Source organism: Devosia sp. 2618 (assembly GCF_040546815.1).
Classification (GTDB): domain Bacteria; phylum Pseudomonadota; class Alphaproteobacteria; order Rhizobiales; family Devosiaceae; genus Devosia.
Window position 1 is genome coordinate 3,823,593 of the sequence record NZ_JBEPOO010000001.1, and the last position, 24,439, is coordinate 3,848,031.

At 62.5% G+C, this 24,439-nt stretch carries 32 protein-coding genes; 14 read left to right on the top strand and 18 right to left on the bottom strand.

Annotation, left to right across the window (positions count from 1 at the left end):
* Positions 1–244: 244 nt before the first annotated feature.
* From ABIE28_RS18845 to ABIE28_RS18855, 3 genes are all read left to right on the top strand, one after another.
* Entirely contained in the window at positions 245–1,309 is a 1,065-nt protein-coding gene (locus ABIE28_RS18845; protein ID WP_354065612.1) for an alpha/beta hydrolase, read from the top strand.
* A gap of 173 nt (positions 1,310–1,482) precedes the next feature.
* A complete protein-coding gene (dnaJ, locus tag ABIE28_RS18850; protein ID WP_354065614.1) occupies positions 1,483–2,625 on the top strand; it encodes a molecular chaperone DnaJ in 1,143 nt (380 codons plus the stop codon).
* Entirely contained in the window at positions 2,622–3,530 is a 909-nt protein-coding gene (locus ABIE28_RS18855) for a glycosyltransferase family 8 protein (protein WP_354065616.1), read from the top strand. Before dnaJ ends, ABIE28_RS18855 begins: the two co-directional genes overlap by 4 nt.
* A gap of 3 nt (positions 3,531–3,533) precedes the next feature.
* Here the strand turns inward: ABIE28_RS18855 and ABIE28_RS18860 are convergent, their stop codons facing one another.
* Positions 3,534–3,944: a VOC family protein gene (locus tag ABIE28_RS18860; protein ID WP_354065618.1), complete on the bottom strand. Its 411-nt coding sequence runs from the start codon at positions 3,942–3,944 to the stop codon at positions 3,534–3,536.
* Between the two features lie 126 nt (positions 3,945–4,070).
* On the opposite strand from ABIE28_RS18860, the gene ABIE28_RS18865 reads away from it, so the two are divergent.
* The 4 genes from ABIE28_RS18865 (at position 4,071) to ABIE28_RS18880 (ending at position 6,754) form a co-directional block, all read left to right on the top strand.
* Positions 4,071–4,616, top strand: coding sequence for an NADPH-dependent FMN reductase (locus ABIE28_RS18865; RefSeq protein WP_354065620.1), 546 nt, complete (start codon positions 4,071–4,073; stop codon positions 4,614–4,616).
* Between the two features lie 3 nt (positions 4,617–4,619).
* On the top strand, positions 4,620–5,225 hold the full coding sequence (locus ABIE28_RS18870) for a histidine phosphatase family protein (protein ID WP_354065622.1): 606 nt from the start codon (positions 4,620–4,622) through the stop codon (positions 5,223–5,225).
* Positions 5,226–5,291: 66 nt separating this feature from the next.
* Entirely contained in the window at positions 5,292–5,990 is a 699-nt protein-coding gene (gene pyrF, locus ABIE28_RS18875) for an orotidine-5'-phosphate decarboxylase (RefSeq protein WP_354065624.1), read from the top strand.
* On the top strand, positions 5,990–6,754 hold the full coding sequence (locus ABIE28_RS18880; RefSeq protein WP_354065626.1) for a TIM barrel protein: 765 nt from the start codon (positions 5,990–5,992) through the stop codon (positions 6,752–6,754). Before pyrF ends, ABIE28_RS18880 begins: the two co-directional genes overlap by 1 nt.
* Positions 6,755–6,957: 203 nt before the next feature.
* Here the strand turns inward: ABIE28_RS18880 and ABIE28_RS18885 are convergent, their stop codons facing one another.
* Together ABIE28_RS18885 and ABIE28_RS18890 are read right to left on the bottom strand one after the other, a co-directional pair.
* The gene (locus tag ABIE28_RS18885; RefSeq protein WP_354065628.1) at positions 6,958–7,965 is read right to left on the bottom strand and encodes an adenosine kinase; all 1,008 of its coding nucleotides are present in this window, start codon (positions 7,963–7,965) and stop codon (positions 6,958–6,960) included.
* Between the two features lie 63 nt (positions 7,966–8,028).
* The gene (locus ABIE28_RS18890) at positions 8,029–8,592 is read right to left on the bottom strand and encodes a TetR/AcrR family transcriptional regulator (RefSeq protein WP_354065630.1); all 564 of its coding nucleotides are present in this window, start codon (positions 8,590–8,592) and stop codon (positions 8,029–8,031) included.
* Between the two features lie 60 nt (positions 8,593–8,652).
* Here ABIE28_RS18890 and ABIE28_RS18895 point away from each other — a divergent pair, with 60 nt between their 5' ends.
* The gene (locus ABIE28_RS18895) at positions 8,653–9,105 is read left to right on the top strand and encodes a DUF2214 family protein (RefSeq protein ID WP_354065631.1); all 453 of its coding nucleotides are present in this window, start codon (positions 8,653–8,655) and stop codon (positions 9,103–9,105) included.
* A 197-nt stretch (positions 9,106–9,302) separates the two neighbouring features.
* On the opposite strand, the gene nth is transcribed toward ABIE28_RS18895, so the two are convergent.
* Positions 9,303–9,992: an endonuclease III gene (gene nth / locus ABIE28_RS18900; RefSeq protein WP_354065633.1), complete on the bottom strand. Its 690-nt coding sequence runs from the start codon at positions 9,990–9,992 to the stop codon at positions 9,303–9,305.
* Between the two features lie 49 nt (positions 9,993–10,041).
* Between nth and ABIE28_RS18905 the strand changes: the two genes are divergently transcribed.
* The 3 genes from ABIE28_RS18905 to ABIE28_RS18915 all read left to right on the top strand — a co-directional run bounded on the left by ABIE28_RS18905 (position 10,042) and on the right by ABIE28_RS18915 (position 12,894).
* The gene (locus ABIE28_RS18905; RefSeq protein ID WP_354065635.1) at positions 10,042–10,527 is read left to right on the top strand and encodes a DUF2244 domain-containing protein; all 486 of its coding nucleotides are present in this window, start codon (positions 10,042–10,044) and stop codon (positions 10,525–10,527) included.
* Between the two features lie 72 nt (positions 10,528–10,599).
* Positions 10,600–11,469, top strand: a complete 870-nt coding sequence (locus ABIE28_RS18910) for a methylated-DNA--[protein]-cysteine S-methyltransferase (RefSeq protein WP_354065637.1) — start codon at positions 10,600–10,602, stop codon at positions 11,467–11,469.
* Positions 11,470–11,832: 363 nt separating this feature from the next.
* Complete coding sequence (locus ABIE28_RS18915; protein ID WP_354065639.1) at positions 11,833–12,894, top strand: AI-2E family transporter; 1,062 nt, start codon at positions 11,833–11,835, stop codon at positions 12,892–12,894.
* Here the strand turns inward: ABIE28_RS18915 and ABIE28_RS18920 are convergent.
* The 3 genes from ABIE28_RS18920 to dapB are packed head-to-tail and all read right to left on the bottom strand — an operon-like array spanning position 12,867 to position 14,761.
* Positions 12,867–13,481 (bottom strand): 2,3-bisphosphoglycerate-dependent phosphoglycerate mutase, encoded by a 615-nt coding sequence (locus ABIE28_RS18920; protein ID WP_354065640.1) that lies wholly within the window; start codon positions 13,479–13,481, stop codon positions 12,867–12,869. The genes ABIE28_RS18915 and ABIE28_RS18920 overlap by 28 nt on opposite strands.
* 2 nt (positions 13,482–13,483) lie before the next feature.
* Positions 13,484–13,930: an EVE domain-containing protein gene (locus ABIE28_RS18925; protein ID WP_354065642.1), complete on the bottom strand. Its 447-nt coding sequence runs from the start codon at positions 13,928–13,930 to the stop codon at positions 13,484–13,486.
* 3 nt (positions 13,931–13,933) lie between these two features.
* Positions 13,934–14,761 (bottom strand): 4-hydroxy-tetrahydrodipicolinate reductase, encoded by an 828-nt coding sequence (gene dapB, locus ABIE28_RS18930; RefSeq protein ID WP_354065644.1) that lies wholly within the window; start codon positions 14,759–14,761, stop codon positions 13,934–13,936.
* A gap of 170 nt (positions 14,762–14,931) precedes the next feature.
* On the opposite strand from dapB, the gene ABIE28_RS18935 reads away from it, so the two are divergent.
* Positions 14,932–15,282: a VOC family protein gene (locus ABIE28_RS18935; protein WP_354065646.1), complete on the top strand. Its 351-nt coding sequence runs from the start codon at positions 14,932–14,934 to the stop codon at positions 15,280–15,282.
* Between the two features lie 40 nt (positions 15,283–15,322).
* On the opposite strand, the gene coaA is transcribed toward ABIE28_RS18935, so the two are convergent.
* From coaA to hisB, 8 genes are all read right to left on the bottom strand, one after another.
* Positions 15,323–16,273 carry a type I pantothenate kinase gene (coaA, locus tag ABIE28_RS18940; protein ID WP_354065648.1) on the bottom strand — a complete coding sequence of 317 codons (951 nt, stop codon included), beginning with the start codon at positions 16,271–16,273 and terminating at the stop codon, positions 15,323–15,325.
* Positions 16,273–16,590 (bottom strand): phosphoribosyl-ATP diphosphatase, encoded by a 318-nt coding sequence (locus ABIE28_RS18945; RefSeq protein ID WP_354065650.1) that lies wholly within the window; start codon positions 16,588–16,590, stop codon positions 16,273–16,275. The genes coaA and ABIE28_RS18945 overlap by 1 nt, the downstream gene beginning before the upstream one ends.
* A gap of 116 nt (positions 16,591–16,706) precedes the next feature.
* Positions 16,707–17,504, bottom strand: coding sequence for an imidazole glycerol phosphate synthase subunit HisF (gene hisF, locus ABIE28_RS18950; RefSeq protein WP_354065652.1), 798 nt, complete (start codon positions 17,502–17,504; stop codon positions 16,707–16,709).
* Positions 17,501–17,836, bottom strand: coding sequence for a hypothetical protein (locus ABIE28_RS18955; protein WP_354065654.1), 336 nt, complete (start codon positions 17,834–17,836; stop codon positions 17,501–17,503). The genes hisF and ABIE28_RS18955 overlap by 4 nt, the downstream gene beginning before the upstream one ends.
* Positions 17,833–18,564, bottom strand: coding sequence for a 1-(5-phosphoribosyl)-5-[(5-phosphoribosylamino)methylideneamino]imidazole-4-carboxamide isomerase (gene hisA / locus ABIE28_RS18960; RefSeq protein WP_354065655.1), 732 nt, complete (start codon positions 18,562–18,564; stop codon positions 17,833–17,835). The genes ABIE28_RS18955 and hisA overlap by 4 nt, the downstream gene beginning before the upstream one ends.
* Positions 18,561–19,199, bottom strand: a complete 639-nt coding sequence (gene hisH, locus ABIE28_RS18965; RefSeq protein ID WP_354065657.1) for an imidazole glycerol phosphate synthase subunit HisH — start codon at positions 19,197–19,199, stop codon at positions 18,561–18,563. Before hisH ends, hisA begins: the two co-directional genes overlap by 4 nt.
* Positions 19,196–19,543: a DUF2628 domain-containing protein gene (locus ABIE28_RS18970; RefSeq protein ID WP_354065659.1), complete on the bottom strand. Its 348-nt coding sequence runs from the start codon at positions 19,541–19,543 to the stop codon at positions 19,196–19,198. The genes hisH and ABIE28_RS18970 overlap by 4 nt, the downstream gene beginning before the upstream one ends.
* Positions 19,544–19,753: 210 nt before the next feature.
* The gene (gene hisB, locus ABIE28_RS18975) at positions 19,754–20,341 is read right to left on the bottom strand and encodes an imidazoleglycerol-phosphate dehydratase HisB (RefSeq protein ID WP_354065661.1); all 588 of its coding nucleotides are present in this window, start codon (positions 20,339–20,341) and stop codon (positions 19,754–19,756) included.
* Between the two features lie 281 nt (positions 20,342–20,622).
* Between hisB and hslV the strand changes: the two genes are divergently transcribed.
* On the top strand, positions 20,623–21,180 hold the full coding sequence (hslV, locus tag ABIE28_RS18980) for an ATP-dependent protease subunit HslV (protein ID WP_354065662.1): 558 nt from the start codon (positions 20,623–20,625) through the stop codon (positions 21,178–21,180).
* A gap of 69 nt (positions 21,181–21,249) precedes the next feature.
* Positions 21,250–22,560, top strand: coding sequence for an ATP-dependent protease ATPase subunit HslU (hslU, locus tag ABIE28_RS18985; protein ID WP_354065663.1), 1,311 nt, complete (start codon positions 21,250–21,252; stop codon positions 22,558–22,560).
* Between the two features lie 138 nt (positions 22,561–22,698).
* Here the strand turns inward: hslU and ABIE28_RS18990 are convergent, their stop codons facing one another.
* From ABIE28_RS18990 to ABIE28_RS19000, 3 genes are read right to left on the bottom strand one after another with little or no spacing between them, the layout of a single operon-like run.
* On the bottom strand, positions 22,699–23,067 hold the full coding sequence (locus ABIE28_RS18990; RefSeq protein ID WP_354065665.1) for a helix-turn-helix domain-containing protein: 369 nt from the start codon (positions 23,065–23,067) through the stop codon (positions 22,699–22,701).
* A complete protein-coding gene (locus ABIE28_RS18995; RefSeq protein ID WP_354065667.1) occupies positions 23,064–23,654 on the bottom strand; it encodes a Smr/MutS family protein in 591 nt (196 codons plus the stop codon). Before ABIE28_RS18995 ends, ABIE28_RS18990 begins: the two co-directional genes overlap by 4 nt.
* Positions 23,655–23,684: 30 nt before the next feature.
* The gene (locus ABIE28_RS19000) at positions 23,685–24,404 is read right to left on the bottom strand and encodes a Tim44/TimA family putative adaptor protein (RefSeq protein WP_354065669.1); all 720 of its coding nucleotides are present in this window, start codon (positions 24,402–24,404) and stop codon (positions 23,685–23,687) included.
* Between the last annotated feature and the right edge of the window lie 35 nt (positions 24,405–24,439).

Here is a 24,439-nt window from a genome sequence, read left to right on the forward strand (position 1 = left end):
CCTTGTCCACCTTCGTGCCATTCGAGCGTAGCTCTCATGGCCTTCTCGCTTCAAATCGCTCCACTGGAGCGATTTATCCCTTCGGGAACAGCTCGAAGTTTCACGTGAATCCTTATTTGGCCCTGGAGTAATCCGGGGCCGTATTTTTTGGCGGGACCCGTTCCGCCCAGAAAAGCCCATGATTGGGTCAAACTGCCGGCTGGTTTGAAGCGCTCTAAGATGTTCACGACATCGCGAGGCGACCATGGCCGATTCCAATTTCCACTCCCCGATCAATGCTGCCCAATCAGATTCCATCGGCCGTCTGGCCGAATTGATCGGCGGCGATGCCATGAGCCGGATCGACACTGACATGAAGCTGGTGCTGGACCGTTTGCGCGATCTGGGTGCACGGCCGCTCGAAAACATTCCGCCCCATGTCGCGCGCCGGCAGCCGCGTGCCGCTGAAGCTATCACCGCCATTCTGGGTCAGCAGCAGCGCGAGCGGCCGGACGATGGGGTGCAGACCGAGGACCGCATGGTGCCCGGCGCCGAGGATAATCTGGCGGCGCGGCTCTATCGCCCGTCGGGCCTGCTGACGCGCCTCAATCCAATGGTGCTGTATTTTCACGGCGGTGGCTTTGTCACCGGCGACCTCGATAGCCACGATGCATCGGCGCGCGCCATTGCGCGGCGCACCGGGGCCATCGTGGTGTCGGTCGCCTATCGGCTGGCACCCGAGCACAAATTTCCCGCCGCTCATGACGATGCCTGGGCGGCCTGGCGCTGGCTGACCGAACAGGCGCGCGAGCTGGGTGGCGATCCGCGTCGCATCGCGGTGGCCGGTGAAGATGCTGGAGCGAACCTTGCGGCGCATGTCGCGATCTCGGCGCGTGTGGCCCGCAGCACGCGCCCCATCCATCAATTGCTGATCCATCCAATTGCCGGTGGCGATCTCACCACCGCCTCCTATGGTCAAACGCTGCGTGCGCGGCCGGTTGGTCTGCCCGCCATGCGCTGGCGCTTTCGGCATCTGCTGAGCGAGGAAAGCGAAATCCACGATCCGCGCATTGATCTGGTATCGCGCGATGATCTGGCGGGTATTGCCCCGGCGACTATTATTCTGGCCGGCATCGATCCGCTGCGCAGCGAGGGCGAGGCACTGGCCGAAGCGCTTGAGCGAGCTGGTGTCGACGTCACCTGCTGGACCTATGAAGGCGTGACGCAGGGCTTTTTCGGGCTGGGCATGGTGGTGACCAAGGCGCTGTTTGCGCAGGGCGACGCTGCCGATGCGCTCAACAAGGCGTTCGTTCCGGCACGCCGCGTCTAGGCATTTGATCAGCAATGTTGAAGCCCTTGCCCACTCTTGCTATGAGCGGGCCAGTGGTTTTGTAGCTTCACGACCCCAGACCCCTTGCGGGTGGTGGGGTCGATTGCCATCTAGAGCTTAGGTTTTTGGCGGGGCGCGCATGACGCGACCTGCGGCGCATGGAGATTGGGTTTTTGTCCAAACGGGATTTTTACGAGGTGCTCGGCGTTCAGAAGGGCGCTGACGACGCCGCTCTCAAGAGCGCTTATCGCAAGCTCGCGATGCAGCATCACCCGGACCGCAACCCTGGCAACAGCGAAGCCGAATCCAAATTCAAGGAAATCAACGAGGCCTACGACACCCTCAAGGACGGCCAGAAGCGCGCCGCCTATGACCGGTTTGGCCACGCCGCCTTTGAAAATGGCGGTGGCCGTGGGCCGGCCGGCGGCTTCGGTAATGATTTCAACTCGTCGATGTCCGACATTTTCGAAGACATTTTTGGCGACTTCATGGGCGGCGGTGGCCGTCGCGGTGGTGGCGGCGGCGGCGCGGCCAAGCTGCGTGGCGCCGATCTGCGCTATAATCTTGAGATCAGCCTCGAAGAAAGCTTTGAAGGCCGCACCGTCGAGATCGACGTGCCGACACTGGTCGGTTGCACCACCTGCGATGGCTCGGGCGCCAAGCCGGGCACCGGCACCCATACCTGCCGCCAGTGCAATGGCCATGGCAAGGTGCGCGCGGCACAGGGCTTTTTCACCATCGAGCGCACCTGCCCGGTCTGCCAGGGTCGTGGCCAGATGATGGACCAGCCGTGCACCGATTGCGCCGGCCAGGGCCGTCGTCAGGAAAACCGCACGCTATCGGTCGATATTCCAAAGGGTATCGAGGATGGCACGCGCATTCGCCTCGCCAATGAGGGGGAAGCGGGCCTGCGCGGTGGCCCTCCGGGCGATCTTTATATTTTCATCTCGATCCGGCCGCATGACCTGTTCCAGCGCGACGGCGCCGATCTTTATGCCCGCGTGCCGATTGCCATGACCACGGCAGCGCTTGGCGGCGAGTTCGAAGTGCCAACGCTTGATGCAGCGCGGGCCAAGGTCAAGGTTGCGGCAGGCACCCAGCCGGGCCAGCGCGTGCGCCTCAAGGGCAAGGGCATGCCGGTGCTCCGAAGCAAGGATGTCGGCGATCTCTACGTGCAGCTCGATATCGAGACGCCACAGGCCCTCAGCCGCAAGCAGCGCGAACTGCTCGAAGAGTTCGCCAAGCTCGAAACCGAAGAAAACAGCCCCACCTCCGACGGCTTCTTCTCCAAACTCAAGAAGATGTTTGAGGCGTGACGGTCGCAGCCCGGGCTGCGGCTCATCCATATTCGTCGCCGTCGGGTCTGCTCGAGATCGCGCTGACCTTTGACGACAATTTCTGGGCGCCCGCTTATGCGACAATGCGCTCGATCTGCCTGACCTCGCCCAACCCGGCGGGCATTCGCTTTCATGTGATCCACACGACGCTCAGGGACGATCATCTCAAGGCGATTGAAAGCATCGGCACTGAATACGGCGCGCAGTTGAAATTTACCGATCTCGACAAGCTCGGCATTCTGCGCGACCGCGTTGCCAGCTTTCCCAAGGTCAATGACAAGCGGCTGAACCCGATTGTTTATGCCCGACTGTTCCTGGGTGATCTGCTCGACGCCAGCATCGACCGCGTGCTGTTTCTGGATTGCGATATCTTTGTGCGGGCGCGGCTCGATCCGCTGTTTGGCATGGATATGGAAGGCTTTGCTATTGCTGCGGTGCAGCAGCCCGATCGCCTCCATTCCGTTGCGGGCCGCGATCTGACCGAAAAGCCAACGCTGTCGCTGGCTGACCCGTATTTCAATGCCGGGATCATGCTGATCGATCTCAATCAGTATCGACAGATGGATTTCGTCAGCACGTTGACGCAGAACCTGACGCAGGCCGAGATCGAACGGTTCTACTACGATCAGGACATCATCAATTTCTGCTTCCGCGGGCGGTTCCTCGAACTCGACGTGCGCTGGAACCTGCAGAATCCGATCATCGCGCATGAAGCGTTCAATCCACATATCCTGCATTATTCGACCGGCAAAAAGCCGTGGCTGGCCATGTCGGACGTCGCGTTCAAGCGGACGTATCGGCATTTGATGACCAACCAGTATTACTATCAGTATCGCCGGGAACGGCTGGAGCGGATGGTCCGGGGCTGGTTCAAGCGCAAGTAGCCGCTATTCGGTGGGCTCGATGACGCTTGGGTCCATCCAGAAGATTTCAAAGATATGGCCGTCCGGGTCGGCGAAGGCGCGGGAATACATGAAGCCGTGGTCTTCGACCGGGCGCGGCTCGGTGCCGCCGGCGGCGAGGGCGGTGGCCAGCGTCGTGTCAACCTCGGCCTTGCTGTCGCGCGACATGGCGTAGAGCGCCTGGGTCGATAGTTTGGCGTCGCCAATCGGCAGCGGGGTGAACTGGCTGAACTTGGGATGGGTCAGCAGCATGAAAAAGATGGTGTCACTGACCACCATGCAGGTGGCCGTCTCATCGGTGAACTGCGCGTTGAAGCTATAGCCCAGCTTGCCAAAGAAAGCCTTTGACGATTCGAGGTCGGCGACCGGCAGATTGACGAAAATATTAGCAGCCATGGCACGCTCCCGTTGAACCAAGCAGGTGGTCCACCGAGCTAATTCCGCGCCGCGATTGCTGTCAAGCAACCCCTTGCAGGGTTCAATCCGCGCGGGCACAGTCTGGTCAAACGAGGACCGCACTTCATGCCCACCGCCTTGACGCTCTCCGGCTCCATCCGCAAGGGTTCGTATAACCGGATGCTGCAGCATCACATGGGGCGCAAGCTCGAAGCGGCGGGAGTGACGGTCAACGCCATCGACCTCGGCGATTTCGAGATGCCGATCTTTAATGAGGATCTGGAGCCCGACCATGTGCCCGAGGCAGCGGTGAAGCTGGCAGAGCTGTGGCGCAGCCATGATATCGTCTTCATTTCCAGCCCGGAATATAATGGCGGCGTGCCGCCGCTTCTGGTCAACACGATCGCCTGGATCAGCCGGCAGCGGCCGAGCCCGTTCAAGCGTGCCGTGTTTGGCATTGGCGGGGTGAGCTCGGGCAAATATGGCACCATCTTTTCGCTCAGCCATTTGCGCGACACGCTGAGCAAGGCGGGCGTGCTGCTGGTACCGACGCTATTGGGCATTGGACCGGCCGACCAGGCTTTTGACGAGAACGGCGATTTCGTCGAACCGGCGATCAAGAGCAAGGTCGATCAGATGGTGCATGAACTCACCCATTTCAGCAGGGGTTGAGCCATGCGCGCGCTTTATGTGACCCATCCGCAGGTCCGGATCGACGCCAATGTGCCGGTGCCGCTGTGGGGGCTGTCCGATATCGGGCGGCAGCGGGCGCTCGATTTTGCGGCGCGCGATATCGTGCCGCGCGGCGCGATGATCTTTTCGAGCCGCGAAACCAAGGCGATGCAACTGGCCGATATTGTGGCGGCCAGCATTGGCGCGCTGGTGTTGACCGACCACCTGATGGCCGAGAACGACCGCAGCGCCACCGGCTTTTTGCCACCGGCACTGTTTGAGGAAACGGCGGACCGGTTTTTCGCCGAGCCTGAGGTCAGCGTTGATGGGTGGGAGCGCGCCATTGATGCGCAGCACCGCATCGTGGGCACTGTGCAGACGGCTTTGGCCAGTGTCCCCAAGGGCGCGGCGGCCGTGTTTTGTGGGCATGGCGCGGTGGGCACGCTGCTCAAATGCCATGTGGCGGGGCGGCCCATTTCGCGGGACGAAGATCAGAGCCGGCATGGCGATCGGGGCGGCGGCAACTGCTTTTCCTTTGATCTGAAGGCGATGAAGCTGGGTTGCGAATGGACCGCCATGGAGGATTTTCAGCCGGGGTGGTTTGGCTAGGCCCGGTTGCGGCGCGGACAGTTTTGGTCTAGTCCCAAGCCGATATTGACATCAGAGGAAGCACCAATGGCTGGCCAATTAATTGTGGGGCTGGACGTTTCGTCACGCGCCCGTGCCGAAGAAATCGTCGCGCTGCTCGGCGATAGCGTCGATTTTTACAAGATCGGCTACCAGTGCTTTTACGGCGCCGACGGCTATGCGCTGGGCAAGGCGCTGATCGCTGCCGGCAAGAAGGTGTTCTTCGACCTCAAGCTGCTCGACATCGACAACACGGTCGAAAAGGGCGTTGCCGCCTTTGCCGAAACCGGCGCGACCATGCTGACCGTGCACGCCTATCCCAAGACCATGCGCGCTGCGGCCAAGGCTGCGGCGGGCAGCGGGCTGACCGTGCTGGGCGTGACGGTGCTGACCTCGATGGACGACGCCGACGTCAAGGAAGCCGGTTACGAGCGCGACGCGGCGGGTCTAGTTGCCTTGCGGGCGCAGCAGGGGCGCGATGCGGGCATTGGCGGCATCGTGGCGTCGCCGCATGAGGCCGAAATGGTGCGCACCATCGTGGGCAACAAGATGGCGATCGTCACCCCCGGTATTCGCCCGGCTGGCAGCGCCAAGGGCGACCAGAAGCGCGTTATGGGTCCGGCCGAAGCGCTGGCCGCCGGGGCCAGCCATCTGGTCGTGGCACGGCCGATCATTGAAGCGGCCGATCCGGCTGCGGCAGCGAGAGCCATTCTCGCCGAAATGAATACCGGCACACGGCTCGCCTGATGCGCTATTCGGCCTGCATCGACATGCTGTTCGTGCCGGAAACGGCCGATGTGGCAGAACGCATCCGTCTGGCCAAGGCCAGCGGCATGGATGCGGTGGAGTTCTGGTTGTGGTCCAACAAGGACCTCAACGCCATCGAAGACGCGCTGGGCGAGACGGGGTTGCCGCTGGCCGGCATCGTCGCCGAACCGTTTGCCGAACTGACCCGCACCAGTGAGCATGACCGGTTTCTCGACGGGTTGGCGCAAAGCCTTGCGGTAGCGCAGCGGCTGGGCACCACGGTGATGATCGCACAGGCCGGGCCTGAACTCGCCGGTATCGAGCGGGCGCAGCAGCATGACGCGCTGGTCGAGGCCATGGCGCGATCAGCCGATGTGCTCAAGGGCTCGGGCGTGCGCCTGGCGCTTGAGCCGCTCAATACGCTGATCGACCACAAGGGCTATTACCTTCACAGCACGGTCGAGGGGCTCGATATTGTCGACGCGGTGGACCGGCCGGAAATCGCGCTGCTTTACGATCTCTACCATTCGATGGTGATGGGCGAGGACACGGCAACGGTCCTGGCAGGCCGGGTCGACCGGATTGCCCATATCCATGTGGCCGACCATCTCGGGCGCAATGAGCCGGGAAGTGGTGAACTGCCGCTCAAGGCAAGCCTCGACTGGCTCGTGGCGCAGGGCTATGGCGGGTTTGTCGGGCTGGAATTTGTGCCGACGGGGGCTTCGGGTGAAGCGCTGGTGCAGGCCAAGAGAGTCTTGGGTTAAGGGGATACCCCCCACCTAGCCTCCCCCTGATAGGGGGAGGAACTTGGCCGGCTGGCCGGGGATGTCTCGTGGTACGCCCTCGTGGTTCGAGGGTCGCTGCGCTCCCGCCTCACCATGAGGGCTACTGATGGTCGGTGATTCAACAGCCTTATGGTGAGGTGCGCGTTCTTCACGAGCCTCGAACCACGAGGGCGTGGCGGGATCTAGTTGCCAACCAGCCCATGCTGCTGGACCAGTTTGGTCAGGTCGAGCTGGGGGCGGGCGCCGATGTGGGAGATGACTTCATTGGCGGCGAGGCACCCGGTCTTGAGCGCTGATTCCAGCGTCTGGCCGCGGGCCATGCCGAGCAGGAAGCCCGAGGCGAACAGATCGCCGGCGCCGGTGGCGTCGATCACCTTGTCGATGGGGAAGGCCGGAACCGAGGTCACTTCGCCATTATAGATCGCCATGGCGCCGTCGGCGCCCATGGTGATGGCGGCCAGTTCAGTGTCCTTGGCGATTTCACGGACGGCTTCGCCCAGATCGTCGGTCTGATACAGCGACTTCAGCTCATGAACATTGGCAAAAACATAGTCGATGGTCTTGGAGCGGATGAGGTCGAGGAATTCGGCGCGGAAGCGATCGACGCAGAACGGATCGCTGAGGGTGAGGGCGGCGGCGCGCTCGTTCTTGTGGGCATAGTGGGCGGCCAGCACGAAAGCCTTCTTGGCTTCGACCGGGTCCCACAAAAAGCCTTCCATATAGGTGATGGCGGCGCTGCCGATTTCGTCGGGATCGATATCGCGCTCGGTCAGCTCGTGGCAGGCGCCGAGATAGGTGTTCATGGTCCGCTCGCCATCGTCGGAAACGAAGATCATGCAGCGGCCGGTCAGCGCGCCGCCCTTGAGGCGGCTGGTATTGTAATGCACGCCGGTGGCGTCGAGATCGCTTTCAAACACATCGCCCAGCGGATCGTCGGCCACCTTGCCGATGAAGGCGGCGCGGCCACCCAGAGCGGCGACGCCCGCGGCGGTATTGGCAGCGCTGCCGCCCGAAATCTGCTGCCGACCCAGCGGCATCTTGGAATAGAGGTCTTCGGCCCGATCGGTATCGATCAGGTGCATGATGCCCTCTTTCATGCCCTCGGCTTCGAGGAAGCCTTTTTCGACCGGCGCGATGATGTCGACAATGGCGTTGCCGATGGTGAGAACGTCAAAACGGGTCTGGGTCATGTACAGGGTCCGGCATGAGGAAGGCCGTGGGCCGGTTTAGAGGAAGGCGCCGACCTTCGCAACCTAACGCTTGTCGATGATCTCGGTGATCAGGGCCTGAATGTCCTCGCCGGCCTGTAGCGCAATCTGCCCATCGAGCAGCAAAACCGCCAGGCCATGCACCCGCGCCCAGGCCGCCAGCGCCGTAACGCGACCGGTTTTGACGTCGCCACCGCTGACATGGCGCAGTGTGCCAAAGGCCGCATCGGCAGCCATGCGCAGGCCGGGACGATTGTCGCGACGCAGTTGCGGCGAAAACATCAGCCGGAACAGGCCGGGATTATCGAGCGCGAACAGCACATAGGTTTTGCCCATCATGGCCAGCATGTCCTGCGCGCCGCTGGTGGCGACCTCTTCCATAGCCTTGGTGAAGCGCTGAAAACCGGTGACGGCGAGCGCTTCGAGCAAGGCGGCGCGGCTATCGAAATGACGGTATGGCGCAGCGGGCGAGACGCCGACGGCACGAGCCAGGTCGCGCAGGCCGAGGCCCTCTTCACCATCGCGCTCCAGGATCAGCAAGGCGGCTTCGAGCAGGGCACGGCGCAGATCGCCATGGTGATAGGGGGCGTTTGGAATGGATGTTGACATCGATTACTTCTGATTCAATATATGTGAACGACGATAACATATCGTTCGGAGGGCTCGCAAATGGATATCGACCTGCTTTTGGCCATTGGGCACCATCTTACAGTGTTTACATTGGTGGGCCTGTTCGCCGCCGAATTCGCGCTGCTGCGGCCCGGGATCAGTCTCGGACTTGTTCGGCAGCTTGGCAGGATCGACACGGCCTATGGGATTGCCGCCGGAGCAGTGATCGTCGTTGGTGTGCTGCGCGTGATCTATGGATCGGCCGGCTGGCAATACTACGTCGGCAACCATGCCTTCTGGGGCAAGATGGTGGCCATTCTGATCGTGGGCCTGTTGAGCATTCCACCCACTATCGCGTTCCGGCGCTGGATCAAGGCGGGGCAGGGCGACGCGGGCTATGTCGTGCCGGTCGGCGAGATCAAGGCCAATCGCCGCTATGTGCATTTGCAGGCGGGGGTGTTGCTGTTCGTGCCGATCTTTGCGGCGATGATGGCGCGGGGGTATGGCAGCTAGAGGCGTGGTGAAGGAAGAATACCCCCACCCGGCCTCCCCCTGAAAAGGGGGAGGAGGTCGATCGAGTTTGGGGAGCGCCCTGAGACCTCATCCTGAGCCTGTCGAAGGACGAGGTCGGGTGAGTGGAGCGATCTATTAGCGCGATCTATTCCTCCCCCTGTCAGGGGGAGGTTAGGTGGGGGTATCCCCGCAAAAACTTAAACATGCTTGGCCAGCGGCTTGTTCGGCGGCGGGCTTTTGGGCTCGAAATTGCACCATTGGGCGATCTCGCAGCGCCAGCATTCGGGCTTGCGGGCCTTGCAGACATAGCGACCGTGCAGGATCAGCCAGTGATGCGCGTGCAGCATATATTTCTGGGGCACGACCTTGGTCAGCTTGAGCTCGACCTCGAGCGGGGTCTTGCCGATGGCCATGCCGGTGCGGTTGCCGACGCGAAACAGATGGGTGTCCACTGCGATGGCTGGCTGCTTGAACCAGATATTGAGCACCACATTGGCGGTCTTGCGGCCGACGCCGGGCAGGGCCTCAAGCGCCTCGCGATTATCGGGAACTTCGCCGCCATGCAGGTCGATCAGCATCTGGCTGAGCGTAAAGACGTTCTTGGCCTTGCCGCGATAGAGCCCGATGGTCTTGACCAATTCAGTGATGCGCTCGACGCCCAGCGCCACCATGGCCTGGGGCGTTGAGGCGAGGCGGAACAGTTCCTTGGTCGCCTTGTTGACGCCGACGTCGGTGGCCTGGGCCGACAGCACCACCGCCACCAGCAGGGTAAAGGCGTTGACGTAGTCGAGTTCGCCCTTGGGCTCGGGTTCGATTTCGTGGAAGCGGTCGAAAATGGCGTCGATGGCGGGCCTGGTCAGGGCCTTCACTTTTTTCACAGTGGCCATTCTCTCATCCCCGATTCTGCGCCTATAGTCAGTGTCTGAGAGTTTTGCCATGCCGATGCAAGCCACAACCACGATCCCATTGTTTTCCGCAGCGCTGAAGCCTGACCGATCGCCGCGCCTTGCTGGCGGCTGGATCACGCTGACGCTGGCAGCGATCGTCGCCATGCCGTTTGCCATCGTCGTGCCCGACACACTGCTGCCGATTGCGGTGGCCTTCATTGTCGGGACGGCGAGCCTGACCATGCTGTCGGTGCGGCAGTCGCGGCTGCAGCGGCTCACCCAGCATGTAACGCTGTGGGCGGATCAGCTCGAAATCGCTTCGATCGATGCCAAGGGCGCGCGGACGCTGCGGCGGTTCGATCCAAAGGCGGTACGGCTGGTGCTGCGGCGCAACGAGAACGAGCAGGCCACCGCCATGCATTTGCGCGCCGGCAAGGAAGACATGGAAATCGGCGGCTTCCTCAAGCCCGAGGATCGCTCGAGCTTTGCCAAGGCCTTCGGCACCGCCCTGCGCAAGGCGCGGCAGGCCGCCTGAGCACGGTCAAAACCGGGTCGCTTGCCCCAGTCACACGCCCTACATAGTCATCCATAACGCAATGGGTGACCCATGAACCAGATGACCGCCATGACCCCCGCGACCGATTACGAAACCATCCAGGCCGCCATTCGCTATCTATCCGAGAACGGCCCCGATGTCGCGGACCTGCCCGCCTTTTCGCGCGCGCTCGGCATGAACGAGCGCCAGCTGACCGATCTGTTCCGCCGCTGGTGTGGCCTCAGCCCCAAAAGCTTTGCGCAAGCGGTGGCGCTCGACCATGCCAAGTCGCTGCTGCGGAGCAAGGAGAGCGTGCTCGACACCACCTATGAGGTAGGCCTGAGCTCAACCTCGCGGCTGCACGATCTGTTCGTGACCTATGAAGCCATGCCCCCCGGCGTGTTCCGCGCCGGCGGCGAAGGGCTCGACATGTTCTGGGGCACCGCGCCATCGCCGTTCGGCACCGCCGTGGTGACGGCCACCGAATATGGCATGTCGGGTCTAGGCTTTGCCGATGACCAGACCAGCGTTGAGCAGGCCTTCGAAGACCTGGCCAATCGCTGGCCCAATGCCCGGTTCAGGCGAGACGACGCCCGCGTCGCCCCGATGATCGCCGAGGCGTTCGATCCGGCGCGCTGGTCGGCAGACCGGCCGGTGCGGGTGGTGCTGATCGGGACCGACTTTGAGGTCAAGGTCTGGGAGACGCTGCTCAAGATTCCGGTCGGGCAGGCGACGACCTATCAAAGCGTCGCCAACCATATCGGCCGGCCGACAGCCTCGCGGGCCGTGGGCGCGGCGGTGGGCAAGAACCCGATTTCATTCGTGGTGCCGTGTCATCGCGTGGTCGGCAGCACTGGCGCATTGACCGGATACCACTGGGGCGTGCCACGCAAGCGGGCGATATTGGGCTGGGAAGCCGGGGTGATTTCGGCGGCGCATTGAGGGGGGGCTTCTTCACCTCGCCCCTGAGGGGAGAGGGGGCTGCGTAGCAGCGGGTGAGGGGTTCGGGGGTTGGCGGGGGCAGAGTGGGTGGACGAGCACTGAACCCCTCACCCTGGCCCTCTCCCCTCAGGGGAGAGGGGACTGGTCCGGTGCGTGGGGGAGATGGTGCCTCACCGTTCCAACTCGCACGGCATATGTCCTCATGCCATTCGAGCGTAGCTCTCATGGCCTTCGCGACTAAAATCGCTCCACTGGAGCGATTTTGCCTTTGGCACGTCTCGAAGTTTCACGTGAATCCGCCGCGCGGGGTGGAACAATCACCTCGGGCGTGGCTTAGTCACCCAGGAAACACTGGGGGCGTCCATGCCGGTTACTACGCGGTCGATCATCATCGGGATTTTTCTTGTCGCGGCGCTGATCCTCGCCTGGCACCTGTCGCACATCCTTTTGGTGATCTTTGCCGGCATCCTGATTGCCTGCGTGCTCGACTCTGCCGTGCGGGCATTGGGGCGCATCTTGCCCGCGCCGCGCCCGGTGCTGCTGACCCTTGTCAGTTTTGCCATTTTGATCGCCATCGGCGTCGCGCTGTCGTTTGGCGGTTTCGGGCTGTGGCGGAGTCTCCAGGATCTGTGGCGGGTCCTCGTCAGCGAGGCGACGCGGCTTTACAATCAGCTTGTCGACATGGAGCTGGTCAACGAGGTCAATCGCAGCGACTTCGAAGCCATGCTGCGCAATATGCTGCCCGACCCCGGTGGCCTGCTCAATCAAGCGGGCTCGATCTTTGGCAGCACGATTGGCGTGATCGGCGATGTGGTGATCATCGTCTTCCTCGGGCTGTTCTTTGCCATCAACCCGGTTGGCTATCGCGATGGCTTCCTTCTGCTGATCCCCACCGCGCAGCGGCCCCGCATTCTCAATGCGCTCGGCGCTTCGGGCGAAGCTTTGCGCGGCTGGATGGTGACGCAGCTGGCCATGATGGTGCTGATCGGCTCGCTGGTCGGGCTGCTACTCTGGGCGCTGGGCGTGCCCAATGCGTTCGTGCTGGCGCTGCTCGCCGGCGCGCTGAACTTCATTCCGTTTCTGGGGCCGATCTTTTCGGCTGTGCCGGTGCTGCTGACGCTGGCCGCACAGGACACGCAAGTGCTGCTGATCGGCGCGATCGGGTTGTTCCTGATCCAGAACCTTGAAGGCTATATCCTGACGCCCATGCTGCAGCAGCGCATCATCAAGCTGTCACCGGCCTGGTCGCTGAGTGTGATGGCGGTATTGGGGAGCCTGTTCGGGCTGATGGGCGTCGCGCTGGCGACACCCATTTTTGCGGTGATCCGCACCATGGTCCTCAAACTCTATGTCGAGCCAAGGGACGAAAAGCCGATCCTGTTGGGACCGGCTGAGGATCAGAGTTCGATACGCGCTTCGAGCTGACCGTCGGCGCCAATGTTGTAGATGGTTGGCTGTCCGGTGCCGATTTCGCGCTTGAGGATTTCGTCGGGGGTCAGGCCTTCAATGGCCATGACCAGCGCGCGCAGGGAATTGCCGTGGGCGGCGATCAACACGGTCTTGCCGTCCTTGAGCAGCGGCACGATCTCGGCCTGGTAATAGGGCAGGGTGCGGGCTGCGGTGTCCTTGAGGCTTTCGCCGCCGGGAGGGGGAACGTCGAACGAGCGGCGCCAGATCAGCACCTGCTCTTCGCCCCACTTCTCGCGCGCGTCGTCCTTGTTCAGGCCCGACAGGTCGCCATAGTCGCGTTCGTTGAGCGCGATATTGCGGGTGATGGTGACGTTGAGAATGCCCATCTCTTCGAGCATCAGGTCGAGCGTGTGCTGGGCGCGGCGGAGCGACGAGGTGTAATAGAGATCGGGAACGATGCCCTTGGCCTTGAGCGCCTTGCCGGTGGCACGGGCTTCGCCAATGCCCTTTTCGGTCAGGTCCGGATTGCGCCAGCCGGTAAAGAGGTTCTTGAGGTTCCACTCGCTTTCGCCGTGGCGCACGAGGATCAGGGTACCGGTCATTGCTAGTCTCCGAGATTAAATTGGCTGCCGACATCCATGGCATCGGCGATACGGGAAAAGTCGGCTGCCGTTACCTTGAACAGCGACTTGCGGAAATACATGCCCCAATGGGCCGCGTCCGTGACGAAATCGAACTGCGGCAACAGCAGGTAGATATCGGCCTCCTGCGAGGGCAGGTAATGCGCCTTGCGCATCCAGGCCTCGGTGGCGCCCATCATGGCATTGGGTTCGGGCGGGCTATCGGCCACGGTGCCGATGGCGGTGAAGCGGCGCACCGCGTCCTTGCCGCCCAGCGTTTCGGTTGGTGAGTAATAGGCGAACCAGTCGCCGGGCCGCAGTTGCTTGACCGCTGAATGCTTGCCATGGGCGAACATGACAAAGCCGTCCGCCTGCCCAACCATCACATGGGCGCGGGCCGCAACGCCGATCCAGCAGGTCGGCGCGGCCATCGATCAGAGCCCCAGAACGTCGGTCATGGCGTAAAGGCCGGCCGGTTGGGCAGCGGCCCAGAGCGCAGCGCGGGCGGCGCCATTGGCGTAGATGGTGCGATCCTGCGCCCGGTGATTGAGTTCGATGCGCTCGGACTGGCCGGCGAGAATGACCATATGGTCACCGATGACATTGCCACCGCGCAGGGTGGCAAAACCAATGGTGCCGGCTTCACGCGGGCCGGTATGGCCGTCGCGGACGCGCACCGAGTGATCCTTGAGCGCGATATCGCGGCCCTTGGCGGCGGCTTCGCCCAGCATCAGCGCGGTGCCGGAAGGCGCATCGACCTTCTTGTTGTGGTGCATTTCCAAAATTTCGATGTCGTAATCGGCCAGCGCCGCAGCGGCCTTTTCGACGAGATTGGCCAGCACCACCATGCCCATCGAGAAATTGCCCGACTTGACGATGCGCGCGCCGTTCTCGCCAGCCCTGGCAATCGCTGCATCATCGGCTTCCGAACAACCGGTGGTGCCAATGATATGGACGAGGCCCCGCGCGGCGGCCTTTTGTGCCAGAGCGACGCTGGCGGCCGGGGCGGTAAAATCGATGATGGCGTCGGCGCCGACCAAAGCGGCGTCGATATCGTCGGTGATCGGAACGCCCAAGGCTTCGATGCCGGCAAATAACCCGGCATCAAGACCGATGGCGGGCGTGCCCGGACGGTCGACGGCGGCGTGCAGTTTGGCGACGGCGCCATGCAGTTCGAGGCCCGACAATGCGGCCACGGCGCGGATATTGGCGGCGCCCATGCGGCCACCAGCGCCAGCAACCACAACCTTTAATGCCGTCATGCCGTCTCTCCCGATCGCAAGGCTCGTCCAGTCCGGCGCACCGGACCACAGCGCGAATGCGGGCGCTGCATGCCCGGCTATAGCAGTGCCCCGACAAAACGCCAACAGCACTGCCCCATTGCTGTCACCGTGCTAAGGTTGTGCTTGGCAGAAGCAGAAGGACAAGTGATTTGACCATCACCAACGCGCTCGCCGGTGTCGCGGTGGAAAGCATCGACAACGCCCTCGATTTTTACGAGGCGATCTTCGGGCGGACCGCCGATGCGCGACCGATGAACGACGTCGCAGAATGGAAGCTGACAGGAGGCGGCTGGGTCCAGGTGTTTACCGATGCCGACCGGGCCGGGGCTTCATCCATCACCCTGATCGTCGATGATCTGGCCGAGGAACTGGGCCGGCTGGCGCTGCTGGGCTACAAACCCGTGGCCAAGGCGATGGGCGATTTCTTCAAGACCGCCAAATTCCGCGACCAGGATGGTAATCAGGTGATCTTGAGCCAGCCACAGGCCGGGACGTATTAGGGCAGCTTCACCTCTCCTTTTGGGGGAGAGGTGAAGAAAGCTACACCCGGCGCAGTTGGACCTTCTCGATCATGTGGCTCTTGCCCTTTTTGAGCACCAGATCAGCGCGGCCGCGGGTGGGGAGGACGTTTTCGAGCAGGTTGGGCAGGTTGATGGTCTTCCAGATCTGGCGGCCATAGTCGCCGGCTTCGGCTTCGCTCATTTCGGCAAAACGGCGGAAGAACGAGCTGGGATCGCGGAAGGCGGTGTCGCGGAGGCGGAAGAAGCGCTCCATGTACCAGGCTTCGAGATCGGCATTGTCGGCATCGATAAAGATCGAAAAATCGATGAAGTCCGACGCGAACAGGATCGGCTTGCCATCACGCGGCAATTCGCCGGGCTGGAGGATATTGAGCCCCTCAACGATCAGAATGTCGGGGCGGTCGATGGTGACCTCCCCGCCTTCCACCACGTCATAGACCAGGTGCGAATAAACCGGGACCTTGACCTGACCCTTGCCCGATTTGATGTCGGCGAGGAAGTTGACGAACCGACCGCGATCGTAGCTTTCGGGAAAACCCTTGCGGTTCATGATGCCGCGCTCGGTCAGCACGGCATTGGGATGGAGGAACCCGTCTGTGGTGACCAGATCGACCTTGGGGCTCGACACCCAGCGCTGCAGCAGCGCCTGAAGGATACGCGCGGTTGTCGATTTACCCACCGCGACCGATCCGGCGACGCCGATGATGAAGGGCACCTTCTGGTCGGGGGTTTCGAGAAAACGCGTCGAGACGTTGTGGAGGCCCTGGATGGCCTCGACATAAAAACTCAGCAGGCGCGTCAGCGGCAGATAGATCTCTTCGGCTTCTTCGAGCGAGATCGGATCGGATAGCGTGCGCAGCCGGGCGATGTCTTCGCGCGACAGGGTCATCTTCTCGTCGGCGCGCAGGGCACCCCATTGCGCCTTGGTGAAGTGGTGGTAGGGCGCAAGGACCGGGGGACGCTTAGCCATCAATTGGTTTCCTTGCGGGCAGCCTTTTCGGCGAGACCGGATTGGCCCGTGCGGGCGTCGAGTTCGGCCATGATCTCGCTCAGGGGCACATTGGCGGCCTTGAGCACGACCAGAAGGTGAAACAGCACGTCAGCCGATTCCTTGACCAGCTCGGCCCGGTTGCCGGTGACCGCGGCGATCACCGCTTCGGTGGCTTCTTCGCCGAGCTTTTGCGCGCATTTTTCCATGCCACGGGCAATCAGCTTGGCCGTGTAGCTGTCCTCGGGCGAGGCAGCGGCGCGGGTCGCGATACGGGCTTCGAGGTCTTCGAGGGTCATCGGATATTCCTTAAGCTCGACATCGCGTTTACCCGCTGTGTCATTCCCGCGAAAGCGGGAATCTCATGGGTGCAACCAAAGGGGGATTCCCGCCTGCGCGGGAATGACATTGTGGCCTAGGCCACCGCGTCCATCCGCACGGCGACACCATGGTCGCGCAGATATTGCTTGGCCTGGGGGATGGTGAAGGTGCCGAAGTGGAAGATCGAGGCGGCCAGCACAGCGCTGGCATGGCCTTCGATGACGCCATCGACCAGATCCTGCAGCGAGCCGACGCCGCCCGAAGCGATCACCGGCACTTCCACCGCATCGGCAATGGCGCGGGTCAGCTTGAGGTCAAAGCCGGACTTGGTGCCGTCGCGATCCATCGAGGTGACCAGCAATTCGCCGGCACCGCGCTCGACCATGCGGGCGGCAAACTCCACCGCGTCTAGGCCCGATGGCTTGCGACCGCCATGGGTGAAAATCTCCCAGTCGGAACGGTTATCGCCACCCACGCCCTGGGTCAGGCGCTGCTTAGCGTCGACCGAAACGACAATGCATTGATTGCCGAACTTGTCGGCGGCCCGCGAGATAAAATCGGGATCGCTGACGGCAGCCGAATTGATCGCGACCTTGTCGGCGCCCGCCAACAGCAGCTTGCGGATGTCTTCGATGGTGCGAACACCACCGCCCACCGTCACCGGCATGAAGCAATGTTCCGCAGTACGCGCCACGACGTCAAAAATGGTGTCGCGGCCTTCGTGGCTCGCGGCGATATCGAGGAAGGTCAGTTCGTCGGCGCCGGCCGCATCATAGGCCATGGCGGCGGCCACGGGATCACCGGCATCGATCAGATCGACGAACTGCACGCCCTTGACCACGCGACCGTCCTTGACGTCGAGGCAGGGAATGAGACGGGTCTTGAGGGTCATTGCAGTGCATCCTTGGCCTGACCATTCCGCCAGGCGAGAAAGTGGATAATCAGCATTATGAGCGCGACGATTGCTGCGCCACCGCCCAGTGGCAGCGTGAGCAGAGCCAGCCACCCAAGGACGAACATGAAGGACAGCGCACCGCCCCAATCCGATCCCATGATGAGGCACGGCTGGCTCTGCGCCTCATTGAGTGTGCAGCCATTGGCATCCGCCAAAAAGGACGCAGCCAATACGGAGAGCAGTGGCAGCAGCGTCAACAGCAATAGGACGGCAAGGATCCACCCATAGCGGGCCCAGGGGAAGGGGCGCGGGGGGATCGCCGCACTCATGCGGCCGACCGCAGCAAAGCGAGTGCTTCACGTGAATCAATGCGGCCGTCATAGAGTGCGCGACCGGAAATGGCGCCTTCGAGCACGGCGGCGTCAGGCTGGGTCAGGCGTTCGATATCGGCCATGGAGGCCAGTCCGCCCGAGGCGATCACCGGGATCGAGGTGGTGCGAGCCAGTTCGAGCGTGGAATCCCAGTTGATGCCAGCGAGGATGCCGTCGCGGTCGATGTCGGTATAGATGATGGCCGCAACTCCGGCGCCTTCAAAGCGCTTGGCCAGCTCGATGATCGAGAGCTCGGAGGTTTCCGCCCAGCCTTCGACCGCCACCATGCCCTTGCGCGCATCGATGCCGACGGCGACCTGACCGGGCCACTTCTGGGCCGCTTCCTTGACCAGCGCCGGATCGCGCACCGCGACCGTGCCGAGAATGACGCGGGCAAGGCCCTTGGCCAGCCAGCTTTCGATATGGCCGAGATTGCGGATACCGCCGCCCAGTTGCACCGGAAACTTCACCGTCTTGAGGATGGATTCGACCGCTGCGCCATTGACGCTCTCGCCGGCGAAGGCGCCGTTGAGGTCGACGACGTGCAGATATTGAAAACCCTGATCCTCGAACGATTTGGCCTGCGCGGCGGGATCATCGTTAAAGACGGTTGCCTGCTCCATGTCGCCCAGCTTGAGGCGCACGCATTGTCCGTCTTTGAGGTCGATGGCGGGGAAGAGGATCATGGGGTCCAGCTCAGAAAGTTTTCGATCAGCTTGAGGCCCAGCGCCTGGCTTTTTTCCGGGTGGAACTGGGTGCCGAAAATGTTGTCGCGGCCGACGCAGGCGGTCACCTGCCCACCATAATCGGTGGTGGCAAGCAGCGTGTCCGGGGTGTCTGTCACGAGATGATAGGAGTGCACGAAATAGGCGTGCAGCCCGTCGGGAATGCCGGCGAGCAGAGCATGGGGGCGGGTGGCCGAAATGGTGTTCCAGCCCATATGCGGGATCTTGAGATTGGCATCGCTTGGCGTCAGGCGCACCACCGCGCCGGGAATCCAGCCCAGGCCTTGGGTCACAGTCTTTTCGCGGCCTTCGCTGGCCAGCAATTGCATGCCGACGCAGACGCCAAGGAATGGCGTGCCACCGCGAATGACGCGTTCCTCGAGCACATCCACCATGCCGGGCACGGCATCGAGGCCCGCCTTGCAGTCGGCAAAAGCGCCGACGCCGGGCAGCATGATGCGGTCAGCCTTACGGACCTGTTGCGGGTCGGCGGTGACCAGGATTTCGGTATTGGTGCCTTCGGCGACGCGGCGGAAGGCATTGGCGGCGGAGGCCAGATTGCCAGCGCCGTAATCGATGATGGTCACGACGCTCATCGCAACGCCTCCAATTGAGCCAGATCGGCAGTGGCCGCAACGCGCTCGCCGCGATAGGTCCAGCCGCGCCAGGTCAGGGCATGACGGCGGAGCCCTGCGGCGGCAAAGCCGAGCCAGATGGCAGCGACGACATAGAGCAGGAACGCCGTGTCACCGCCGATAAAGTTTGACAGGACCACCAGCGCCACCACCTTGAGCAGCCAGGCGACCAGTTCCAGCCACAGGCCATGCACGACCAGAAAAACCGGCGGCAGCAACGCGGCGAGCCAGGAGAAAGCCTCCGGCACGGCAGCGGGCAGGTCGGGCCTGCCGGGCTTGGAATCGAAAATGGCGTAAAGGGTCATGGCGGCGTCCTTGCCGGTACGGACCAAAGATAGGGTGCGTTTAGAGGAATTTTAACGCGGGTGGAAGGGCAAGTGCCACGCCCCCGTGGTTCGAGGGTCGCTCCGCTCCCACCTCACCATGAGGACTACTGAAACACCACGTTGGAAGTAGCCCTCATGGTGAGGTGCGCATTCTTCATGCGCCTCGAACCACGAGGGCGTCGCACGATGCTAAAGCGTACCCTTGGTGCTGGGCACGCGATCGGCCTGGCGCGGATCGATTTCGACCGCCTCACGCAGGGCACGGGCCACCGCCTTGAACATCGACTCCGCCAGATGGTGGTTGTTGTCGGTGTAGAAATTTTCGATGTGCAGCGTGATGCCGGCATTCATCGTGAAAGCCTGGAAGAATTCGCGGAACAGTTCGGTGTCCATCTCGCCCACCTTGTCGCGCGAAAATTCGGCGCGGAAGACGAGGAACGGGCGGCCGGACACGTCGAGCGCGGCGCGGGTCAGCGTGCCGTCCATCGGCAGGTCGCAGGAGGCGTAGCGGCGGATGCCTTTTTTGTCGCCGAGTGCTTTCTGGATCGCCTGGCCCAAAGCGATGCCGACATCTTCCGCCGTGTGGTGGAAATCGATGTGCAGGTCGCCCTTGCAGGTCACGTCCATGTCGATCAGCGAGTGGCGGCTGAGCTGATCCAGCATGTGATCGAAAAAGCCGATGCCCGTCGCCATTGTGTGCGCACCGGTGCCATCGAGGTTGATCGAGACATTGATCTCGGTCTCGTTGGTCTTGCGGGCAATGGTGGCGGTACGCATGGCAAAGGTCTCCGACGTTCGGGGCTGCGTAGCAGATAGACACGATGGCGTGAAGATTGCGTTGCTGCCGCTTCACCTCGCCCCTCAGGGGAGAGGTCGGCGCGCAGCGCCGGGTGAGGGGTGCGATGTTGGTACATCGCGTGATGCTTCAACATCGCACCCCTCACCCTAACCCTCTCCCCTGAGGGGCGAGGGGACGCAGACTGATGGATCAGTTGCCACGCATTGCAATCGGGGCTGCGTGTCCTAAATATCACTCAACAGTTCTGGAGTACCTCCCTATGAGTGATAGCAATTTCCCCGGGTGGCACGGGACGACGATCGTCTCCGTGCGCAAGGGCAACAAGGTTGTGGTGGCTGGCGATGGCCAGGTGTCCATGGGCCCCACCGTGATGAAGCATACCGCCAAAAAGGTTCGGCGCCTGGCTGGTGGCAAGGTGATCGGCGGCTTTGCCGGTTCGACCGCCGATGCGTTTACGCTGTTCGAGCGGCTCGAAGCCAAGCTTGAGCAATATCCCGACCAGCTGATGCGCGCTGCCGTCGAACTCGCCAAGGACTGGCGCACCGACCGCTATCTGCGCAAGCTCGAAGCCATGATGATCGTGGCCGACAAGACCGATACGCTGGTTCTGACCGGCACCGGCGACGTGCTGACCCCTGACCACGGCGTCATCGCCATCGGCTCGGGCGGCAATTATGCGCACTCCGCGGCGCTGGCCCTGCATCAGGCGACCGAACTCGACGCCGAGGATATCGCGCGCCGCGCCATGAAGATCGCCGAAGAAATCTGCGTCTACACCAATGGCAATGTCACGCTCGAAACCATCGAGCTCGGCTAATTACTGGCGCTGGCCCGTCTGGGCGGCGCGCATGGGTCGGCTCCTGAGCGGCCCGGAAAGTGACGAACAATGACCGAAACCAATTTTTCCCCGCGCGAGATCGTTTCCGAACTCGACCGCAATATTGTCGGCCAGCACGATGCCAAGCGCGCCGTCGCCGTGGCGCTGCGCAATCGCTGGCGCCGCCAGCAGCTTGGCCCCGAAATGCGTCGGGAAGTGACGCCCAAGAACATCTTGATGATCGGGCCCACCGGCGTCGGCAAGACCGAAATCGCCCGCCGTCTGGCGCGTCTGGCGCAGGCCCCGTTCATCAAGGTGGAAGCGACCAAGTTTACCGAAGTGGGCTATGTCGGCCGCGACGTCGAACAGATCATTCGTGACCTGGTTGAAGCCGGCATCGCCGTGCTGCGCGACAAGCGCCGCGCCGATGTGCAGGCGCAGGCACATGCCAATGCCGAAAACCGCGTGCTCGACGCGCTGGTCGGCACCTCGGCGACGCCATCGACGCGTGACAGCTTCCGCAAAAAGCTGCGCAATAACGAGATCGATGACAACGAAATCGAGATCGAAATGACGCCGTCGACCAATACCGGCGGCTTTGAAATCCCCGGCATGCCCAATGGCGGCATCGGCATGATCAACCTTTCCGACATGTTCAAGTCCGCGATGGGCGGCCGTGGCGTCAAGCGCAAGATCAAGGTCAAGGATGCCTATGAGCCGCTGATCGCCGAAGAGGCCGACAAGCTGCTCGATCAGGAGCAGCTCAAGACCGAAGCCATCGAGCTGGTGGAAAACCACGGCATCGTCTTCATCGACGAAATCGACAAGGTCGCCCATCGCGAAGGCGGGGCATCAGGCGGTCCATCACGCGAAGGCGTGCAGCGTGATTTGCTGCCACTGATCGAAGGCACCACGGTTTCGACCAAGTATGGTCCGGTAAAAACCGACCACATCCTGTTCATCGCCTCGGGCGCCTTCCATGTCAGCAAGCCAAGCGACCTGCTGCCCGAACTCCAGGGCCGCCTGCCGATCCGCGTCGAGCTCAAGGCCCTGACGCGCGAGGATTTCATCCGCATCCTGAACGACACCGAGGCGAGCCTGATCAAGCAGTATGTGGCGCTGATGAGCACGGAAGGGGTGACGCTCGACTTCACCCAGGACGCCATCGAGGCCATTGCCGACGCTGCGGTCAAGGTGAACAACTCGGTCGAAAATATCGGCGCGCGGCGCCTGCAGACGGTGATGGAGCGGCTGGTGGAAGATATCAGCTTCGAAGCCCCCGACAAGCAGGGCCAGACGATCGAAATCAACGCCGCGTTCGTCGCCGAAAAGGTCGGCGTGCTGGCGCAGGATACCGATCTCAGCAAGTTCGTGTTGTAGAGAGCAAGAATACCCCCACCTAACCTCCCCCTGAAAAGGGGGAGAAATTCTATCGGGGCTTTCAACGATCTGGCCAGAAGCTGGATCAGTCCCTCCCCCTATCAGGGGGAGGCTAGGTGGGGGTATCCGGCAAGAACCCTACCGCCGCTTGCCCGACCGTCGCACCAGTTCATCGCGCAAGAACCGCAAATCCTCGGCATCGAGCTTGCCGATATCGACCGCCAGCCGGTTGGTCAGTTCGGTCGCCTCGGGCACCAGACCGCCGGTGTCGATCGTCACCTTGGGGTCGCTCATTTCGGCCAGGCGCTGCAGTTCTTCGGCTTCGTCCCAGATGACGTTAAAGAACGTGATCATGCGATGCAGCAGAAACCCCGTCGGTTTGCCGCGTTTTCCGTGTTCGAGCGCGGACAAGTAAGCGCTCGACACATTGAGCGCTGCGGCCATGTCCTTGAGGGAAATGCCCCGTTCCTCGCGCAACTGGCGAATTTTGGCGCCCAAGGGTGTCATGCGCGGCGCAGGCGCACGTACCACGCCCCCTCGCCACCATGGCCACGCGCCGCAACGCTCCAGCCAGACACCAGCATGGACAGCGATGGCTCATTGAGCCAGATCGGCAGCATGGTGCGCAGCACGCCGCGCTCGGTCATGGCCGCCACATAATCGTTGTCGGTCTTGATTCCCTTGCCGGTGATGACCAGCACGGTGCGGTCGCCCCGACTATAGCGAGAATGGATGAAGTGATGCAGGGCGCCGCGCGCTTCGGTCTGGGTCATGCCGTGCAAATCGATGCGGCCATCGATCTCGATGCGACCACGACCGACCTTTTTGCGAATCGCGGGATCGACCGCCTTTTCGGGCAGAGTGGCCGAGGGCAGGGGCGCCTGATAGGGCGGCAGGAAAGACGGGCGCGGTGGTTTGCGCTTGGGCGGTGGAGATTTGCTCACCGCCACGGGCGCGGGGTCCTCGGCCGGCAGGGGCAGGGGGACACCCCCCATTTTCAGGAGGCCCTTGCGGCGGAGGGGATCGACCGTCGAGGCGACGGCCGTCCAAAGATGGAAGTCGTGCGGAAGGCGTCTGGGATCACGCTTGGACATGGAATTGGACGCCGAACCGCCGGTTGTCGATCAGTCGAGCTGGCTGGTCGTGACAACCTTCCAGTTCGGATCGCGCGACTTGGGATTGCGGGCAAAAGTCCATTCGTCGGCAACGGTCTGCACCTGGTCGGCATTGCCTTCGACGAGATTTCCGTCCTTGTCGCGGGTGGCCGAAACCACTTCGGCATGGAAGCGGACGGTGACGAGCACGTTCTTCTTGTCGTATTCGGCGTCGGAATATTCGACCTTTGGCAGGCCGACAAAGGTGAAATCGACCGTCTGGCCGGCGGCTTCACGATCGGCAATGGCGCGCTGGAAGCCGTCGAACACGTCTTTTTCGAGCAGGTTCTTGAGCGTCGTCCGATCGCCGGCGGCATAGGCCGTCACGATCATCTCGTAAGCCTGCTTGGCGCCATCTAGGAAGGACTTTGGCGTAAAGGTCGGGTCGGCCTCGACCACTGACTTGAAACCGGCTGCCAGTTCGGCATTGCCCTTGGCAAACTGTTCGATCTCGGCCTCGGTCTTGCGGCTGCGGCGCTCTTCATCGAGATCAGGCGCGGCGGTGCCACGCGGGCGCATCGGCACGACCGTATCATCGGCAACCGTTGTCGTATCGTTGGCAGGCTTGCTGCGGTCCACTGGCGGACGTTCCGTACCGGTGCGGGTGCCGAGCACCGAGCGAAGACGGAACAGCACGAAGACTGCCACAGCAATCACGATGAGGGTGGGCAGATCGAAGAATTCATCCATGGGCTATGCACCTTACCTGAGCGCGTCACATAAAA

What these genes read in the sequence shown, in the direction of transcription:
- ABIE28_RS18845 (WP_354065612.1), top strand. Translation starts at nt 245, where the DNA reads ATGGCCGATTCCAATTTCCACTCCCCGATCAATGCTGCCCAATCAGAT.
- ABIE28_RS18925 (WP_354065642.1), bottom strand. Translation starts at nt 13,930, where the DNA reads ATGGCCGCGCCGACCTGCTGGATCGGCGTTGCGGCCCGCGCCCATGTG.
- pyrF (WP_354065624.1), top strand. Translation starts at nt 5,292, where the DNA reads ATGGCTGGCCAATTAATTGTGGGGCTGGACGTTTCGTCACGCGCCCGT.
- ABIE28_RS18915 (WP_354065639.1), top strand. Translation starts at nt 11,833, where the DNA reads ATGCCGGTTACTACGCGGTCGATCATCATCGGGATTTTTCTTGTCGCG.
- ABIE28_RS18885 (WP_354065628.1), bottom strand. Translation starts at nt 7,965, where the DNA reads ATGACCCAGACCCGTTTTGACGTTCTCACCATCGGCAACGCCATTGTC.
- ABIE28_RS18890 (WP_354065630.1), bottom strand. Translation starts at nt 8,592, where the DNA reads ATGTCAACATCCATTCCAAACGCCCCCTATCACCATGGCGATCTGCGC.
- ABIE28_RS18860 (WP_354065618.1), bottom strand. Translation starts at nt 3,944, where the DNA reads ATGGCTGCTAATATTTTCGTCAATCTGCCGGTCGCCGACCTCGAATCG.
- ABIE28_RS19000 (WP_354065669.1), bottom strand. Translation starts at nt 24,404, where the DNA reads ATGGATGAATTCTTCGATCTGCCCACCCTCATCGTGATTGCTGTGGCA.
- ABIE28_RS18880 (WP_354065626.1), top strand. Translation starts at nt 5,990, where the DNA reads ATGCGCTATTCGGCCTGCATCGACATGCTGTTCGTGCCGGAAACGGCC.
- dapB (WP_354065644.1), bottom strand. Translation starts at nt 14,761, where the DNA reads ATGACGGCATTAAAGGTTGTGGTTGCTGGCGCTGGTGGCCGCATGGGC.
- ABIE28_RS18910 (WP_354065637.1), top strand. Translation starts at nt 10,600, where the DNA reads ATGAACCAGATGACCGCCATGACCCCCGCGACCGATTACGAAACCATC.
- hisF (WP_354065652.1), bottom strand. Translation starts at nt 17,504, where the DNA reads ATGACCCTCAAGACCCGTCTCATTCCCTGCCTCGACGTCAAGGACGGT.
- ABIE28_RS18945 (WP_354065650.1), bottom strand. Translation starts at nt 16,590, where the DNA reads ATGACCCTCGAAGACCTCGAAGCCCGTATCGCGACCCGCGCCGCTGCC.
- ABIE28_RS18865 (WP_354065620.1), top strand. Translation starts at nt 4,071, where the DNA reads ATGCCCACCGCCTTGACGCTCTCCGGCTCCATCCGCAAGGGTTCGTAT.
- hslV (WP_354065662.1), top strand. Translation starts at nt 20,623, where the DNA reads ATGAGTGATAGCAATTTCCCCGGGTGGCACGGGACGACGATCGTCTCC.
- ABIE28_RS18970 (WP_354065659.1), bottom strand. Translation starts at nt 19,543, where the DNA reads ATGACCCTTTACGCCATTTTCGATTCCAAGCCCGGCAGGCCCGACCTG.
- ABIE28_RS18895 (WP_354065631.1), top strand. Translation starts at nt 8,653, where the DNA reads ATGGATATCGACCTGCTTTTGGCCATTGGGCACCATCTTACAGTGTTT.
- ABIE28_RS18870 (WP_354065622.1), top strand. Translation starts at nt 4,620, where the DNA reads ATGCGCGCGCTTTATGTGACCCATCCGCAGGTCCGGATCGACGCCAAT.
- coaA (WP_354065648.1), bottom strand. Translation starts at nt 16,273, where the DNA reads ATGGCTAAGCGTCCCCCGGTCCTTGCGCCCTACCACCACTTCACCAAG.
- hisH (WP_354065657.1), bottom strand. Translation starts at nt 19,199, where the DNA reads ATGAGCGTCGTGACCATCATCGATTACGGCGCTGGCAATCTGGCCTCC.
- ABIE28_RS18995 (WP_354065667.1), bottom strand. Translation starts at nt 23,654, where the DNA reads ATGTCCAAGCGTGATCCCAGACGCCTTCCGCACGACTTCCATCTTTGG.
- hslU (WP_354065663.1), top strand. Translation starts at nt 21,250, where the DNA reads ATGACCGAAACCAATTTTTCCCCGCGCGAGATCGTTTCCGAACTCGAC.
- hisB (WP_354065661.1), bottom strand. Translation starts at nt 20,341, where the DNA reads ATGCGTACCGCCACCATTGCCCGCAAGACCAACGAGACCGAGATCAAT.
- nth (WP_354065633.1), bottom strand. Translation starts at nt 9,992, where the DNA reads ATGGCCACTGTGAAAAAAGTGAAGGCCCTGACCAGGCCCGCCATCGAC.
- hisA (WP_354065655.1), bottom strand. Translation starts at nt 18,564, where the DNA reads ATGATCCTCTTCCCCGCCATCGACCTCAAAGACGGACAATGCGTGCGC.
- ABIE28_RS18905 (WP_354065635.1), top strand. Translation starts at nt 10,042, where the DNA reads ATGCCGATGCAAGCCACAACCACGATCCCATTGTTTTCCGCAGCGCTG.
- ABIE28_RS18955 (WP_354065654.1), bottom strand. Translation starts at nt 17,836, where the DNA reads ATGAGTGCGGCGATCCCCCCGCGCCCCTTCCCCTGGGCCCGCTATGGG.
- ABIE28_RS18990 (WP_354065665.1), bottom strand. Translation starts at nt 23,067, where the DNA reads ATGACACCCTTGGGCGCCAAAATTCGCCAGTTGCGCGAGGAACGGGGC.
- ABIE28_RS18920 (WP_354065640.1), bottom strand. Translation starts at nt 13,481, where the DNA reads ATGACCGGTACCCTGATCCTCGTGCGCCACGGCGAAAGCGAGTGGAAC.